Below are 15,831 nucleotides of genomic sequence, written 5' to 3'. Positions count from 1 at the left end.
GCTATATTTAAAAGCCCAAGCTTTCTTGGGCTTACTCTTTAAAAAAGTACGCCCGTGAGAGTAAAAATTGCTTTTATAATTTACGCGGCACTGTTGCCTCAGCTTGTTGTTGAATATCCGTAGAGATGTAAATTGAAAGCGTGGATAAGTCAGCATGCCCCGCGTTTTTCATCACCACTTGTAGCGGCGTCCCCGCAGTAATGGAGGTGGTAATTCCTGTATGGCGTAACGAATGAACGCTAAATTGTCTAAGCTCATGAGCTTCTTGAGGTGCTGTTTCCTCTAAGTTATCTGCTGTAGTATCAAACACGAAGCGCACAATACTACGTATAGATTCGATACCTAGCTGTGCGGTTAAAATACCTGTTTCGCGCCCGTGAGTACCGGCTTTGTGACGCACAAACAAGGGAACTTGTTCATTAGGTAAAGGCAAATCACTGAGCCCTATATAACGTCGATAGTGACTCAAGCATTGAATTAACTCATCAGGGCAGGGGATCATACGGCTTTTGCCACCTTTACTACGTGGAATTTTAAACACCCAATGCCCGCTTCTGTGGCGTATAAAGCTGCTCATCATAGGCGTATAGCCAGGCCTAGCGGCTATTTCAGAGACCCTCGGATAGAGTAAGTACAACATGGCGAAGAGTAGGCGGGTGCGTTGGTGTTTTTCTGGTTGAGTATCCGCAAGATGATTAACCTGCTGCCAGACACTCCGCCATTGTAATTCACTCAACGCTTTTTCATCATCAGAAGACTCGATAACGTGCGTATTATTTACGTTTAGCCTGCGCAACAACACAGCCGCAGGATTCTTATCACAGTATTCCATGTCACTTAAAAATAAAAAGAACCCGCTTAATAGAGACAGCTGTGCTTTTAAGGTGGATGTTTTTCGCACATAGCGTGTTGCGTCTCGTAATACGAACGGCCGCCATTTGGGATTAGGCTCAATTGTACCGTCTTGCTTGTGCGCGACAAAGAACGGGTATGATGCATGTGTGATGAGTTCTGATGGCGGTTGATTACAAAAGTCCACAAACTTACGTAATTGCACTCTGTCTATTTCAGCAATAGAGAGCTGTTTCACCCGCCACGCCCAGTTAAATAAAAGATTTAGTTCACTACGGATCGACTTAAAGTTGTTAGCGTTAAAACGGTTCTCACTCAAATACTCAATGGCTAACTCGTAACTGTAGGCGGCGTCCTTTATTGATAGGTCAAAGTCCATCACTTGTTGGTTAATATAAGCAACCCCCACGTCCAGTTGTTCAGCATGAGGAAATAGCGGCATAAATATAATTGACATGAATTAACAGTAAGCAATGTTTACGAATTACGGCATATTAACTGTATATTGATACAGTTAATAGGGCTTGATACAAAATTAGCGGCGAAATCATGCTTGGCGTGATTAATTACGGGCTAAATTTAACGTTAAAACAATTTTTTCGCTCTTGTAACTGGCGTCTTAACAGCAGTAAATGTCATACTCTTCAATCGTAGCCTAGTAAGATAACCTGAAACCTTCTTATAGTAATGTTGATCACGGCGGGTTGGTCGTCACCAAGTTGTCGAATAAAACGTCGTTCGGTGATGAGAGATTATTCAAATTACGCGGTTACTCATCGAAACACTGAACTGATTGGGCACAGAGCTAAAGTTGACCTTGATAAATTGCGCTTTTGCCCCCAGTAATCATGCAGTGTTTATAAGCCAATCAGATTTAATAGCCATGCCTTGTTTTAGCAATAATGGTATGCGTTTTTTTACTCAGTACACGTTATTAAGGAATGTGAAATGAAAAGCAAGTCGGACATCGGTTTAGTCGGTTTAGCCGTAATGGGTGAGAATTTGATCCTTAATATGGAATCAAAAGGTTTCACTGTAACTGCCTATAACAGAAGTTATTCAAAGGTTGAAAAATTTATTGGCGGGCGCGCTAAAGGTAAAAATATCCGCGGTGCAGACAGCGTACAATCCTTAGTGGAATCTCTTGCCACTCCACGTAAAGTGATGCTGATGGTCAAAGCAGGCCAAGCTGTAGATGATTTCATCGAACAGCTTATTCCTTTTCTGGACGAAGGCGACATCATCATTGACGGTGGCAATACACACTTCCCAGATTCAAATCGCAGAACTGAGTATTTAGAGAGCAAAGGCTTATTGTATATCGGTACGGGTGTGTCTGGTGGCGAAGAGGGGGCTTTAAAGGGTCCTTCTATTATGCCTGGCGGCTCAAAAAAAGCGTGGCCATTAGTTAAGGATATTTTCCAAGCTATCTCAGCTAAAGTGGCTGATGAAGATGGTAACGAAGTTGTTCCTTGCTGTGATTGGGTCGGCGATGCTGGCGCGGGTCATTTTGTAAAAATGGTGCACAACGGTATCGAATACGGTGACATGCAACTCATCTGCGAAGCCTACCAATTAATGAAAGTAGTACTTGGCTTAAACTCTGATGAGATCCAAAAAGTCTTTGCGCATTGGAATACCACCGAATTAGACAGCTACCTTATCGACATCACCAAAGACATCTTTGCCTTCAAAGATGAAGACGGCGAACCTCTGGTTGAAAAAATCCTCGATACAGCAGGGCAAAAGGGTACGGGTAAATGGACTGGGGTGACCGCACTGGATTTGGGCGTACCATTGACGTTAATCGCTGATTCTGTATTTGCTCGTTGTATTTCTGCAAAAAAAGAGCAGCGTGTAGAAGCATCCAAGGTTGTGACTGGACCTGAGGTTAACTTCACAGGAGATAAAGAAGCCTTTATCGAAAACCTTCGCCAAGCAGTGCTTGCTGCTAAAATCGTATCCTATGCGCAAGGTTATATGCTAATGCAAGAAGCTGCAAAAGAGTTCGGCTGGGAGCTTAACTATGGCGGAATCGCGCTAATGTGGCGTGGCGGTTGTATTATCCGTTCAGCGTTTTTAGGCAAGATAAAAGAAGCTTATGATACCGATCCAAAGCTAGAAAATTTATTGCTAACGCCTTATTTCAAAGACACCGTGGAATCTGCTCAAGCAGGGTGGAGGAATGTGGTTGGCACTGCAGTAATGAATGGTATTGCCATTCCTTGCTTAAGCTCAGCATTAACCTATTTTGATGGGTTTAGAACTGCGCGCCTTCCAGCGAATTTGTTGCAAGCCCAACGCGACTATTTCGGTGCCCACACGTATGAGCGCACTGACAAGCCAAGAGGTGAGTTTTTCCACACCAATTGGACTGGTCGTGGTGGCGATACAGCCTCAACCACTTACGACGTATAGTGTTTAACTAACGTTTAGTTCCTAACTAACGTCAACCAATATAATGAGTTAAGGGCAGGGTACATGTTGCTCTTAACTCATTTAATATTGAGTGATGTATCCCATTCGGATCGCGATTTCAGCAAGCCTATTCATCTAATAACTTCAAATTTATCTTAGTTTTATCATCACATTATTCAACATTTCTCTTGATGCGTTCTGCAAGCGTATTAAGCATTAACAATAGTTTATTTACGCTGCGCTCCAACTAGGCATCTGGTGTGTAGTGCAATAAATAGCCTATCCGTTTATGTGATTTGAATAAATTAATCACACTTAAAATTTGGCTTCAATAAAACGATAGATACAAAGGGCATACTATCGATCTTCATACCCGTATAACGCTAATTATATGGGTGTAATACCATTGCAATCATTCATTGCCGTCTCAGAATTCATCCTGTGGGTTGCCGCTGACATGGAGATAAAGTCGAGAAGAGTGATACAATTTACCGATATTCAAGTGTAATCCACAGCAGTCAGTCAATTTAGAATGCCAATTGGCGCTATACCTGTGTTTTAGCTAATTTCTCTCAATGTATTATCACAAACAGTAAGGGCCCACTTTTGTCATCAATCACATTCGGTTCTTTCGCGCTTCCTGTATCACCTATTATTCTACTGGTTAGCCTCATGGTAGGGCTGTTAGTGGTGGCTATTTTAGGCAGAAAACAAAGTATTTCCGTTGGAGACTCCCTGGTCAGCATTGTCATTTACAGTTTGGTGGTAGGCAGGATTGTATTTGTCATTAAGTTTTTCGATAGTTACGACTCGCTATGGCAAGTGTTAGATATACGTGACCGTGGTTTTGATATGTTTTCCAGCTTCATTGCAGGTCTTCTCATCCTGTTGTTACAAATACACCGGCACCCGCAGCAACGAAAAATACTCATAGCGGGTGCAGCGACAACGGTCCTGCTATTTACCAGTATTCAAGGAGTTATCAACGCAGGCAATGAACAATCAGCACTTCCTAATTTAGCCTTCAATACACCACAGGGCGCTTCAGTTAATTTGCAACACGTCTCGAATCAAAATATAACAGTGATTAATCTTTGGGCTTCTTGGTGTGGACCTTGTAGACGCGAAATGCCGGTGCTTTATAGCGCTGAACAACGTTTCCCAAGCGTCAAGTTTATTATGTTAAATCAAAGAGAGCCCGCGAATGTGGTCACCGAGTTTCTAGCAGAGATCGATTTACATTTTAATTATGTCTTACTCGACACTAAAGGAGATATCGCCACAATGATGGGGGCTCATGGCTTACCCATGACCTTATTTTACGATGCAAGTGGCGAAATGATTTCCAGCCACTTTGGCGAAGTATCTGCAGCGAGCTTACAGGCTGAGTTGCAACATTTAACTCAAAAAAGTACTCAGTAACGCTACTGTTATTTCCCAGAGCGTACTTTGTATTGGGACATACAATAACCGCGGGTCACTAACGGATTGCGTATTTTCTGATGTTTAGTTTTACGTCCCGCGACACGGGCTCGCCAGTTTTTAAATGCCTTGTGATGTAAGTTAGCGCGCATCAGCTTAATGGTTTGTGATTCACTGAAACCATACTCCCGATGAATAGCCTCAAACGGTGTGCGGTCTTCCCAGGCCATCTCGATAATGCGTGATATCTCTGGTGACATTGAGTTGTGTTTATCCAAGTTCATATTGCCTCTATTAAAGCGCACCGTGTGATAGTGCATTTTTCATAGCGACTGTATACGACAATCAGCGTCAGCTAAGATCACTTTGATACGCTAAGTTATGCTTGTGGTGTGAGTGCGCAAGTACGCGAAATACATTGGTCTGTTTATAGTGAACAGCTGTCTTTAGTGAATAAGTCTGATGCCATGAGTATGCTGGGGAGTAAACCGAACAACTTATAATAAGATTAAAAATTCTATTTTCGAAGGGCACGCATTTCGCTCGCTGTTGAGTACCAGCTTGTTTACCGCTTAATATAGTTAATTTAACATAATATACATTATACGAATATTGGTGTTATTATCTGTGCGAGCATTTGGGCTCACTGCAGATTCATCATTTTGATAATCTGAGCCCGTCTTGCACGCTTTCACGTTTACCGGCGTAACCAGCTATCCCATTACATAACATTTTCATTTGTGCTGATGTTTGGCCTATGATGCAAATTACAGTGTCGACTTTGCACAGCACCATTTATTACCTATCCGCTTGCGTAATATCTACGAGCAGTCTGTGCATCATTCAAATAATCGTTAGCGCCTGCTTTTTCGGCCTTGTGGAATATCCCCCAAATTTGTGTGATTCAAGTAATACTCTTAAAAATCTTGTCATCTTTACTAACACGCGAAATTATCAATTCCCGTAGAAGCAGCTTCTTATGAAAATCACATTTCTAAAATGAATCTAAACCCTCATGCATAGCGACCAATTCTTGGTATGAGCCATCAGCAGATATGACGTAAATCGGTTTGCGCAATGATATGAGACATCGAGGCGCTAAACGACGTATTACTGGATTACCGCCTTTATATTCACGCAACAATATACCTTTGCAATAACTACCACTTTAAATTGCCCATTTAATATCGTATATTTACGAATAACGATATTTATAACCTGGTTTATCTAGATATGAACACTAATTTGATTCTACAGGCCTTTTTAGGCGGCGGTTTAATCGGCTTAGGTGCTTTTGCGCTGATGCTGTTTAATGGCAGAATTGCCGGTATTTCCGGTATCACCTTCGGCGCTATTTTTAGTCACAATGATGGCGGTAAAAATAATAATAGCGAGAGCAACAAATGGCGTTGGTTCTTCATTCTTGGGTTAGTGATTGCGCCATTGATCACCAGTGTGTTTGGCTTTTCATTGCCTGATACCTTTCCCAATGCTTTTAGTGCGAGTAGCAACAATGTCATCAATTTATCATTGATGGTAATTGGCGGTTTGTTAGTGGGTTTTGGTACTAACCTGGGTTCAGGCTGCACCAGCGGCCATGGTATATGCGGTATTAGTCGATTATCTGGTCGCTCAATTACCGCAACCTGTGTGTTTATGGTTTCCGCCATTATCACAGTTGCAATGATTAAACACCTGTTTGGAGGTGCATAATGCAAGTGACTAATGCGCGTAACAATGCGGTTACATCACAGGTTTCTACTTCGACGTATAATCTAGTTGCTTTGTTGTCGGGGATTTTATTTGGCGCCGGTTTAACAATTTCAACTATGGTTGACCCTGCTCGTGTCATTGGCTTTCTTGATGTATTTGGTGCATGGGAGCCAACCCTCGCCTTTGTGATGATGGGTGGAATATCCGTGTACATGCCTTTGTATTGGGCATTCGTTAAACCCAAAAATAGAACGGTACTTGGTAGCTCACTTCATCTGCCAACAAAAACTGACATAGATAAACCGCTGATCTTCGGTGCATTGCTGTTTGGTATCGGCTGGGGAATATCCGGAATTTGCCCAGGGCCTGTATTAACCAACATAACCAGTGGCGATATGGGTATATATGCTTTCATACTTTCTATGGTAGTTGGTATGATTAGCGCCTCTAAAATGAGCAAAAAATTAGGATAACCCATATGACACTTGAAGATATGCGCGACAACGCAGATAAAGCCGCAGCGCTCTTAAAGGCAATGGCTAATCAGCATAGGTTAATGTTGTTGTGCTTATTGAATAACGGTGAAATGTCAGTTTCCTCGTTAAATCAACAAGTGGCGATCCCCCAATCTAGTTTATCTCAGCACTTGGCGGCGTTGAGACGCGAAAAATTAGTGGTGACCAGACGTGACGCCCAAACGATCTATTATTCTTTGGCCAGTGATGAAGTAAAAGCGATCATTAATACCTTGTATACTTTGTACTGCGCGCCCCAAGATTAAAACGCGCTATTATCGAAAACAAACAGCCTAATAGAAATTAACGTTGAGGTGCCTGATAAACCGACAATGTCCACTTAGTGACTTTTTCTTGCATAATGTCTTCGTTGACGGGTTTTGTTAAGTAGTCATCCATGCCTGCACTTAAGCACTTATTTCGCTCGCCTAACATTGCGTTAGCTGTCATGGCAATAATAGGAATATTTTTATACAGCTCCCCTACTTCGCCTTTCCGAATACGCTGACTGGCCTCATATCCATTCATGATGGGCATTTGGCAATCCATTAGTACGCAGTGAATGACTTCATTCCTGCGCTCGGCCAATATCAGTTGTTGTAAGGCTTCTTTGCCATTTGTCGCTTGAAGTAAGGTCACAGGCAATCTCGACAGCACGCCTTTGGCCACTTCAACATTTATTTCGTTGTCATCCACCACCAGTACCCGAGCCCCTTTTATTTTCTCAAAATCACCGGGAGGGTTTTCAATCTGGCCGTTAATCTCTGGGGGGCGGTTTACATTTGCAGCCTCAACACTCGAAGAATTGGTATTTAACCGTGTCACTTTTTGCAGAAATTCAGTACGCAAAATTGGTTTAGTCAGCACGGTTGGCTTGATATTTTTCAACCACGCGGTGGGCTCACCGTCACGTTTAAGTAAAACCACTTTAGCGCTTCCATCATCTATGGCGATACATTCTAACCACTTATCATCCAGCGCCATTAAGTCAGGATGTTGCTGGTCAATCACAATATAATCTACTAGCGGCTCTGACCAAGTGCTAGGCATCTCAGCAGTAAACATTTTATCGAAACTCTCAGCAGGGATTATCGCTCCACCCAAGGCCTCGATCATCTGGCAAGTGCTTTGATATAGCGCTTTATGCTCAATAAACACCGCCGTGCTGGTATTCGCTAAGCAAGTGGAAGGTGGTGATAATTGACACAAATTGGCATCTGCGCTGATAGAAAAATAAAATACGCTTCCTTGGTTTTTCTGTGACGTAAAATTAACCTCACCTTTTAATAAAGTGACTAATTGCCGGCAAATAGATAATCCTAACCCCGTGCCCCCATGCTTCGAGGCAACGCTACTGTCTGCTTGCGAAAAAGCGCTGAAAAGTTTGTCCTGGTTTTCTTTAGCGATTCCTTCTCCTGAATCGGCGATAGCGCAATGCAAATGTACCTTGTCCTTCACAAGTTCAGTATGAGCGGATACTTTTATGTATCCCGTTTCAGTAAATTTAATCGCGTTGTTGACTAAATTAGTCAGAATCTGTGAAAAACGATGAGGATCGCTAACCATTGACTGGTAATTTAGGGCTGACACATCAATGATAAATTCTAGGCCTTTTTCTTGAGCCTTGACCGCCATACTGCCGCACAGACTCTCAATTAAATTCACTGGATTGAAAGGCTTGATATCTAAATCTAACTTGCCCGCTTCAATTTTTGACAGGTCTAGAACGTCATTTACCAGCGTCGATAACGTATTGACACTGACTTCCGTCATCTCAATATATCGCTGCTGGTTTTCAGATAAGTGCTCACGTTTAACCAAGTTTAATGTGCCTATGATCCCATTGAGGGGCGTTCGCATTTCATGGCTAATGTTGGAAATAAACGCACTTTTGATGCCGCTGGCTTTTTGCAATTCTACTGTGCGAAGGGCGACTTTTTCCTCAAGTTCAGCGTTAGCCTGTTTTATTTTTTCATCTGCAATGCGCTCTTGAGTTACATCCCGGGCAATAATAGCGATGCCTTCGATCCGGTCTTCGCTATTCGCAATAGGAGAAAATGAAAGCGCTAAAAATATTGGTGAATTTTCTTGTGATTCAATTTGCGTTTCAGTATTCAATTGGCGGTGTTTATTCGACAGCCGCTCAAATATATCGCTCAATTCAATGTCATCAAATACCCGAAGTTCCATCAAGGTTTTGCCAATCACATCTACAGCACTTAAGCTAAGTAACCCCTGGGCCGCATTGTTCCAACTCTTTACCCTACCCGTCAGATCAACACTGATAATCGCATCTTTAGAGGCGCTGACGATCGCAGCTGACTCGGCGCGAGCATCTGCTAGCTGTTTGCTTTTGTTTGCACTGCGATTAAAAAAAGCGAGCACAATCAACATAACAATTGTCGCGCTGAATAAAAAAGTATAAACCGTGGTTCTTCTGGTCGTTTCTATGGCGTGAACGAAACGCGCTGGTGCAATCAACTTAGCTTGAAGAAAGCCACCATCCACATCGTCATTGAGCGTCACTTTCTGATCTAATACGTAAAAAACATCACCTTCTTTATTGCGATAGCGGATTTGTGCAAATCGATGTGAGATGTTTTCTGTAACACTAAATACTGAGTTCCAGTTAAATTCCGGCGAGAGGTCGCGACTGTACTGATATTGTTCATCGGGAGTGATAAGAAAAAATCCATCACTGTCAGTTAACGTTAGAAAGTTTGGCGAGTCCAACGTATTGCTCAATGAGTTAAACAGCGGCAAGGTATTAATGTTAACAATAAGGAAACCAAAGCGTTTGCCACTGTCGTCGAATATCGGCAGCGATAATCGCAACATAGGTCGATATGGATAATCCAGTTTGCCATACTCTTTGTTAAGCGAAATGCGCGACATGTAAATTTCACCTTCTGACAAAGCTGCGCTCTTTTGGGCGTACTCACTGGCCCGTTTACTTTGCAATTGCTCTGGTGACACTACTTCAAGATTACCGGCCACCCTATCAACCCTCACTAACTCCATGGCGGACTTATCAGCGCTTATCACCCTTATTTGATCGTACTCAGGGTTACTGGTTAAAAAAGCAGAAAAGATCATTTCCAAGCGTTGACGCCATTGGGCAGATGTAGTGTTGTCGAGCGGGTCTACACCGTTGTGTTCCAATGCTCTGGGTAACCCACTGACTGGTGGAGTCGCGTGCAGAAAGCGTAAATCTTGTCGATAATTTTCGATGTCCTCTTGAGCCTGTGCATTGATTTGATCCCCCGCTGCAGACAGAGTGCTCTTTAACTCATCTGTAACAGACTGGCTTAGTTGAAATTCGAAAACCGCCACTGCGCTGGCCAATAGGAGCAAAATAGCCACTAACGTTATTGGTAGTACATGCTTATGAAATTTAAATTGACTACGAAGAGGAGGAATCGCCTGCGCCATTAATAATCCTTAGTTAGCCCTGAGTCTTACAACATTGGCGAAATACCAAACATTCAGGACGTACAGACTATATACTTTAGTATAATAAGACCAGTGGGACGGCAGTCTTTTTTTGCTTCAATGAGAGTGTTTTTATTACCCTTCTATATTTTAGTAGAAAGCGATTTTTTTTCCTGACGTCATCATCTGGCGCGTAATTTCGGTCATAGGGGCGTTATATTGTCTCTTCGTTTATGTGGTTTTCCGCGTGAATTCACATCCGAAATGCGTATGCTGTTCAGCCAATCATTTAGTTGTAACCTTCGTTTAAAAACTTGTTTTAGCACAATATTTTGGTATAAAAATTAAAATAGTATGATAATAGAGCAGTTACTAAAGCAATTGTAAGTTGCCTTTACAACCAAGGAGTTCCCCAGTGAATGTTAAGCGTATTTTAGTTATCGCCGATCGTAAGGATTCTTCGCAACAAGCCTTAGCCCATGCAACTTTGATGGCTAAACAGTTTAATGCATCAATTCATGTAGCCGGTTTTTGTTACGAACGCTTGTCCGTGCTAGATGAAAGCATGTCTAAAAGTGACATCGATACTGCTAAGCAAAAGATCGTCCAAGCCAGCCAAGCGTGGTTAGATGAAACCGTGTCTGAATCGTCATTACCAGTATCAACAACGGACGAAATGGTGTGGAGTAAAGACATTGCCGCTTGGGTCACTAAACATTGCTCAACTCACCAATATGATTTAATTATCAAAACTGGGCATCGCAGCGAACACGCGTTTTATGTACCTACTGACTGGCAACTATTACGCAGCGGTGATGTGCCATTGCTCTTAGTGGCTGAAAAGAAATGGCGCAAAAAGCAATCGATCATGCTCACTCTTGACATGGCTTCGACTAAAAAGACCAAGCAAGCACTTAATCAAAAAGTGATCGATGCGGGGAAAGTGCTAGCCAACGCGAACAATATGCCAATACATGTATGTTTTAGTCTCGCCTTGTCACCTGTTCTCAAAGATTTAGGCATCATCGATAAGCGTAAATCGTTAAAAGAGGCTAAAAAGAAATACATACCCAAAATACAGGCTATGTTTGGCAGCCAAGGTATCCTAGAAGAAAACATACATATTAAAGTAGGTTACGCCGACAAAGTGGTACCCAGTGTTGCATCAGATGTGGGAGCGGCCTTGGTCATTATGGGCAGTGTTGGCCGCAAGGGCCTTAAAGCGAAAGTGTTAGGCAACACAGCAGAAAGCGTTTTGACCTTGCTGAAAACCGATGTGCTGATCATTCAACCCTAGTTTAGTACCCATATTGGTATTGCCATTTACCCGAAGGTGTGGGGATGGCAGTCCAGACCGTTTGCAAATCTGAGCTTAATTTAATTTTGTATATACTATGAAAGAATATCGGCATCACTGCACATGCAAATCCGATATTAAATAAAGGCACTGCTAAGCTCCCCCCTGCGCCCAATTGTCGCGATAAAAACCACAGCCCCCTTTAGAACCCCTTTAATCGATAACAACAAGGCTAACGATTAAAGGGACATAAAGGCTGATAACATTGAACTTTATAGGGTCAATGAGTAAATAACTTGATGGGCATCATCTCGATCTCGCTTTTCACTCATGTTCAGTTCGCGCGCTAACGCCCGCATATCTTGGTTATCTGCCAATTCGATGGCGTATAAAGAGCCGATATTATGTACTTTTGCATAGTCAATTAAATGTTCGGTCAATAGTTTACCCAAGCCTTTGTGTTGCCAAGCATCACTGATGGTTATTGCAATCTCATGTGCGTCTTCATCGCCCGTATAGGCATAACGGCTCTCACCAATTTCTTTTTCAGTCCCAGTAATAGGATCGTGCTCTGTGGCGATAAATGCCATCGAATCTTCACCATCGATGGTACACAAGGTTTTTAACATAGACTCAGATAATGTGTTAATGCCGCCTAAGAAGCGATAATGTTTGGTCTGAGCAGATAGATTTTTAACGAAATCTGCCTCTAATGCCTTATCTTTTAGATTGATAGGCCTAATGGTAATCTTTTTTACCATCCAAAATATGATGGCACAACTCGCCAGGCACATGAGACGGATTGATAGTTGATGCAGCGCTATCTGCATGCCCTGTGCTTTGCATAGTATCTTTCATTTTTAATCACTCACTCTCTTCATTGATTTATGTAAGAGATTAAAAATGATTCAATCTCTTGCCAGTTTATTCCTATCTACGTTAATTGATAAAGAAACAGAGAATTTGACGCCGATCAATTAACCAGTAAGGCAAGTCAACAATCTGTCTGTAATGGCAAAAGATAGCGGCGAACTCGTTACAATTATTTTTCACAGAGCGGCTAACACCAGTGAAAATAACGCCAACGACGCTTACACCAACACAATTTTCAGCAATCTTGATCAGCATCAATAAGGATTTAGATAGGTACTTCCTTTTTATGCCCGGCTTGGTTATTTTTTATGCGTAAGAGCAACATTAATCGCTGATTTTAAAAGGTGCTAACATGAAAAATTTATTGTTTATCAGTTTAATCACTCTGGTGATGTTTATAGCTGGGTGCGGAAAAGGAGCTGATTCACCTAAGGGCTTTAGTCTACCTAAAGGGAGTGTAGAAAACGGAGAACTAGTATTTAACAAGTACCAGTGTTTGGCGTGTCACACCCTTGACGGTTATGACGATGCGGCCTTGGGCAAAGTATTTGCTGATCCGATCCCACTTGGTGGCACATCAGCCAAAGTGAAAACTTATGCTCAGCTTGTGACTTCGATCATTAATCCCTCACATGAGCTTGCGCCGCGCTCGCGCGCGTTAGTGCCTGTCGTTGATGAAAATGGTCAGTCAAAAATGACCGTATTTAACGACGTTATGACGGTTACAGAGATGATAGACGTGGTGGCTTTTTTACAACCAAAATATAAAGTTAAACCGATTCAATATACTAATTACCTACAATATCAAGTGCCCTAAGAAGCTGTAACACAGAAAATTCATACTAAACAATACAAGGTTAAACGCGGTAGAGCCGCGCTTTTCATCAGACATTATTAGTATATATCGCAATACTTGTATGCCTAAAGTTCGTGCACATCGCGCACCTCAGGCATGATTACCGCGAGATAGATAATGGAATTTAAAGATTACTATGCCATCCTTGGTGTTGCCAAAGACGCCGAGCTTAAAGAGATTAAAAGAGCGTACCGTAAACTTGCGCTTGAATTCCATCCTGATATGAATGCCGCAGACGATGCCGAAGAAAAGTTTAAAGAAGTTGCTGAAGCATACGAAGTCCTCAAGGATACTGAAAAACGTGCAGAATATGATGAGCTTCGCAAATATGGCGCGGGACAAAAGCAAGGCTTTACGCCTCCGCCAGGTTGGCAAAGTGGCTCACAAAATACCCATTGGGATGGCAATAGTGAGGACTTTTCAGATTTTTTCAATTCTGTATTTTCAGCTCGTCGTTCTCGCCAGCAGCCTCACAACGACCCATTTAGTCAAGGGTACACTCGGGCTGATTATCCAATGACGGGGCAAGATGCTGAGCTTGAAGTGCCTATATTTTTAGAAGATACCCTGCATTCATCTGCAAAAACTGTTGAGTTTATGCAATCTGAAGTGGTTAACGCTCAATTGGTCAAGAAAAAGAAAACCCTGAAAGTAAAAATACCGCAAGGGGTAGTAGATGGCCAGCGCATACGTCTTAAAGGGCAAGGTGGTAAAGGTAGTCAAGGCGGTGAAAACGGCGATTTGTATTTACATATTCGTTTGGTCCCCCACCCACTTTTCGATGTGCAAGGTCATGACTTGACGATTACGCTGCCACTTGCCCCATGGGAAGCAATATTGGGTACAGAAATCACTATTCCTACACTGGACGGCAAAGTCAAAATGACCGTGCAACCTAACAGCCAAACAGGTCAAAAATTACGAATTAAAGGAAAAGGTTTGAAACGTAAATCCGGCAACGGCGATCTTTTTGCCGTGCTCAAAATTGTTAATCCGCCTGAACCTGACGAACGAACGTTAACCCTATGGAATGAACTTGCTAAAACAAGTGCTTTCGATCCCAGAAAAGAATGGAGTTAGCAATATGAACGATTCAATACTCAGCGTTTCCATTGAAGAGCTATGTAAAAGTGATGACATTGACCAGACTATGGTAATAGAAGTGGTGGAATTTGGCATTGCTCGGCCTGTAGAGGGAAATACAATTCAAGACTGGAAGTTTGACACTTCCACTGTGCATTGGTTAAAAAAAGCGATTCGTCTTAACCGACAGTTAGAAATTGACTGGGTAGGTGTGGCGATGGTGATTGAGCTTTTGAAGCAACGAGAAGCACTCGAATATGAAAACCATGCCCTGCAACGGCAACTCGCGCGATTCTTAGAAACATAATCAGTCTACAGGGCAAAAATTAGCTATCAAGCATCAAGTTTCATAATCAGTTACGCTGTGTCTTGGCTCTATGTGTACTAACACATCTTGAATATTAAATTTTTTGGCTAATACCCGTTCAATTTCATCAGCGATGAGATGTGAATCTGCCGTGCTGAGTTCTGGGTCAACTGTGACGACAAGATCCGCCACCCGTCCATTCGGTACTTTTCTTGAGCGCACGCGAATAACTGAGTCGACGCTATCCAAGCGATTAATTTCAGCTGAAACAGCGCCAGGGTCTACATCGCTATAATCGACCAATATTGGGATAGCGCGCTGAAAAAGTTTGAAGGCCAAATAAAAAATGAGTAAAGACACCAGAATAGCAAAAGCAGTATCTAGCCAATAGTAACCGCGCGCAGCAAGTTGCCAGCCGACTATTACTACAATTGTGGTTAATACGTCACTTAAGGTATGGCTAGCGTCAGCCTGTAACAAGTCTGACGCTAACTTTTTTGCCCAGTACCTCTGCCATATCGTCAGCAAGATGTTAACAACAAGCGTACCGGTCAGCACGATAAGCCCTAAGTAGTTCTGCTCCACCGCCTGACCGAAGCGGTTGTATGCATTAATTAACATTTCAAATGCGACGATACTCAACAAAGAAGCAAGACCAAACACTGCTAACTGTTCAAATTTCTGATGACCATATTGGTGGTCCTTATCGGCAGGCGAATTAGCAATATTGGTCGCCATCCAAGCCATGATGTTATTCACCACATCCGTAAAAGAATGTACCGCATCAGCAATGACAGCGGCTGAATTAGCGCTGATCCCTACGACTAACTTAACGCAACATATAAATAAGTTTACGCAACCTTCTATTAGTAAAACACGCTTCACGTTCATTACTTATGATCCCTTTGAAAAGCCCAGTCGCTGGACTCTTACCTGTCTATAAACGCCCAAAATACGCAGATAAAAAGAAGTTTACCTTTCCTAAGATAATAATTTTGGGTATTTTAAAATCTAGAGCTAATGATTGTCGAATAATATTTGGCAGCGAGATATAACCTAAGCA

General features: G+C 42.3%; 14 protein-coding genes. 9 read left to right on the top strand and 5 right to left on the bottom strand.

Annotated features, from left to right (window positions below; genetic code table 11):
* Positions 1-73: 73 nt before the first annotated feature.
* Entirely contained in the window at positions 74-1,309 is a 1,236-nt protein-coding gene (locus AC0VYA_RS10620; protein WP_475490985.1) for a tyrosine-type recombinase/integrase, read from the bottom strand.
* Between the two features lie 491 nt (positions 1,310-1,800).
* On the opposite strand from AC0VYA_RS10620, the gene gnd reads away from it, so the two are divergent.
* Entirely contained in the window at positions 1,801-3,270 is a 1,470-nt protein-coding gene (gnd, locus tag AC0VYA_RS10615; protein ID WP_006993883.1) for a decarboxylating NADP(+)-dependent phosphogluconate dehydrogenase, read from the top strand.
* 606 nt (positions 3,271-3,876) lie between these two features.
* On the top strand, positions 3,877-4,692 hold the full coding sequence (locus AC0VYA_RS10610) for a TlpA family protein disulfide reductase (RefSeq protein ID WP_475490984.1): 816 nt from the start codon (positions 3,877-3,879) through the stop codon (positions 4,690-4,692).
* Between the two features lie 8 nt (positions 4,693-4,700).
* Here AC0VYA_RS10610 and AC0VYA_RS10605 read toward each other — a convergent pair whose 3' ends face one another.
* The gene (locus AC0VYA_RS10605; protein ID WP_475490983.1) at positions 4,701-4,976 is read right to left on the bottom strand and encodes a TIGR03643 family protein; all 276 of its coding nucleotides are present in this window, start codon (positions 4,974-4,976) and stop codon (positions 4,701-4,703) included.
* Between the two features lie 949 nt (positions 4,977-5,925).
* Here AC0VYA_RS10605 and AC0VYA_RS10600 point away from each other — a divergent pair.
* From AC0VYA_RS10600 to AC0VYA_RS10590, 3 genes are read left to right on the top strand one after another with little or no spacing between them, the layout of a single operon-like run.
* Positions 5,926-6,405, top strand: coding sequence for a YeeE/YedE family protein (locus tag AC0VYA_RS10600; RefSeq protein WP_475490982.1), 480 nt, complete (start codon positions 5,926-5,928; stop codon positions 6,403-6,405).
* Positions 6,405-6,878, top strand: coding sequence for a DUF6691 family protein (locus AC0VYA_RS10595; RefSeq protein ID WP_475490981.1), 474 nt, complete (start codon positions 6,405-6,407; stop codon positions 6,876-6,878). The genes AC0VYA_RS10600 and AC0VYA_RS10595 overlap by 1 nt, the downstream gene beginning before the upstream one ends.
* Positions 6,879-6,883: 5 nt before the next feature.
* Positions 6,884-7,186, top strand: a complete 303-nt coding sequence (locus tag AC0VYA_RS10590) for an ArsR/SmtB family transcription factor (protein WP_475490980.1) — start codon at positions 6,884-6,886, stop codon at positions 7,184-7,186.
* 37 nt (positions 7,187-7,223) lie between these two features.
* Here AC0VYA_RS10590 and AC0VYA_RS10585 read toward each other — a convergent pair whose 3' ends face one another.
* Positions 7,224-10,352, bottom strand: a complete 3,129-nt coding sequence (locus AC0VYA_RS10585) for an ATP-binding protein (RefSeq protein WP_475490979.1) — start codon at positions 10,350-10,352, stop codon at positions 7,224-7,226.
* Between the two features lie 415 nt (positions 10,353-10,767).
* Here AC0VYA_RS10585 and AC0VYA_RS10580 point away from each other — a divergent pair, with 415 nt between their 5' ends.
* Positions 10,768-11,649: a universal stress protein gene (locus AC0VYA_RS10580; protein WP_475490978.1), complete on the top strand. Its 882-nt coding sequence runs from the start codon at positions 10,768-10,770 to the stop codon at positions 11,647-11,649.
* Positions 11,650-11,921: 272 nt separating this feature from the next.
* On the opposite strand, the gene AC0VYA_RS10575 is transcribed toward AC0VYA_RS10580, so the two are convergent.
* Complete coding sequence (locus AC0VYA_RS10575) at positions 11,922-12,410, bottom strand: N-acetyltransferase family protein (protein WP_475490977.1); 489 nt, start codon at positions 12,408-12,410, stop codon at positions 11,922-11,924.
* Positions 12,411-12,874: 464 nt separating this feature from the next.
* On the opposite strand from AC0VYA_RS10575, the gene AC0VYA_RS10570 reads away from it, so the two are divergent.
* The 3 genes from AC0VYA_RS10570 to AC0VYA_RS10560 all read left to right on the top strand — a co-directional run bounded on the left by AC0VYA_RS10570 (position 12,875) and on the right by AC0VYA_RS10560 (position 14,768).
* A complete protein-coding gene (locus AC0VYA_RS10570) occupies positions 12,875-13,339 on the top strand; it encodes a c-type cytochrome (protein ID WP_475490976.1) in 465 nt (154 codons plus the stop codon).
* 156 nt (positions 13,340-13,495) lie between these two features.
* The gene (locus tag AC0VYA_RS10565) at positions 13,496-14,458 is read left to right on the top strand and encodes a DnaJ C-terminal domain-containing protein (protein WP_475490975.1); all 963 of its coding nucleotides are present in this window, start codon (positions 13,496-13,498) and stop codon (positions 14,456-14,458) included.
* A 4-nt stretch (positions 14,459-14,462) separates the two neighbouring features.
* Positions 14,463-14,768 carry a chaperone modulator CbpM gene (locus AC0VYA_RS10560; RefSeq protein WP_475490974.1) on the top strand — a complete coding sequence of 102 codons (306 nt, stop codon included), beginning with the start codon at positions 14,463-14,465 and terminating at the stop codon, positions 14,766-14,768.
* A gap of 33 nt (positions 14,769-14,801) precedes the next feature.
* Here the strand turns inward: AC0VYA_RS10560 and AC0VYA_RS10555 are convergent, their stop codons facing one another.
* On the bottom strand, positions 14,802-15,659 hold the full coding sequence (locus AC0VYA_RS10555; RefSeq protein WP_475490973.1) for a cation diffusion facilitator family transporter: 858 nt from the start codon (positions 15,657-15,659) through the stop codon (positions 14,802-14,804).
* Positions 15,660-15,831 lie beyond the last annotated feature (172 nt).

The sequence above is a fragment of the Paraglaciecola sp. QJM3NY_14 genome, assembly GCF_056173245.1.
The sequence above is the reverse complement of the archived record's forward strand: the minus strand, read 5'-3'. Positions and strand labels throughout refer to the sequence as shown.

Excerpts from the sequence above, each read along its gene's own strand:
- AC0VYA_RS10555 (WP_475490973.1), bottom strand. The coding sequence starts at position 15,659 with ATGAACGTGAAGCGTGTTTTACTAATAGAAGGTTGCGTAAACTTATTT.
- AC0VYA_RS10600 (WP_475490982.1), top strand. The coding sequence starts at position 5,926 with ATGAACACTAATTTGATTCTACAGGCCTTTTTAGGCGGCGGTTTAATC.
- AC0VYA_RS10620 (WP_475490985.1), bottom strand. The coding sequence starts at position 1,309 with ATGTCAATTATATTTATGCCGCTATTTCCTCATGCTGAACAACTGGAC.
- AC0VYA_RS10585 (WP_475490979.1), bottom strand. The coding sequence starts at position 10,352 with ATGGCGCAGGCGATTCCTCCTCTTCGTAGTCAATTTAAATTTCATAAG.
- AC0VYA_RS10575 (WP_475490977.1), bottom strand. The coding sequence starts at position 12,410 with ATGGTAAAAAAGATTACCATTAGGCCTATCAATCTAAAAGATAAGGCA.
- AC0VYA_RS10605 (WP_475490983.1), bottom strand. The coding sequence starts at position 4,976 with ATGAACTTGGATAAACACAACTCAATGTCACCAGAGATATCACGCATT.
- AC0VYA_RS10560 (WP_475490974.1), top strand. The coding sequence starts at position 14,463 with ATGAACGATTCAATACTCAGCGTTTCCATTGAAGAGCTATGTAAAAGT.
- AC0VYA_RS10590 (WP_475490980.1), top strand. The coding sequence starts at position 6,884 with ATGACACTTGAAGATATGCGCGACAACGCAGATAAAGCCGCAGCGCTC.
- AC0VYA_RS10565 (WP_475490975.1), top strand. The coding sequence starts at position 13,496 with ATGGAATTTAAAGATTACTATGCCATCCTTGGTGTTGCCAAAGACGCC.
- AC0VYA_RS10595 (WP_475490981.1), top strand. The coding sequence starts at position 6,405 with ATGCAAGTGACTAATGCGCGTAACAATGCGGTTACATCACAGGTTTCT.
- AC0VYA_RS10570 (WP_475490976.1), top strand. The coding sequence starts at position 12,875 with ATGAAAAATTTATTGTTTATCAGTTTAATCACTCTGGTGATGTTTATA.
- gnd (WP_006993883.1), top strand. The coding sequence starts at position 1,801 with ATGAAAAGCAAGTCGGACATCGGTTTAGTCGGTTTAGCCGTAATGGGT.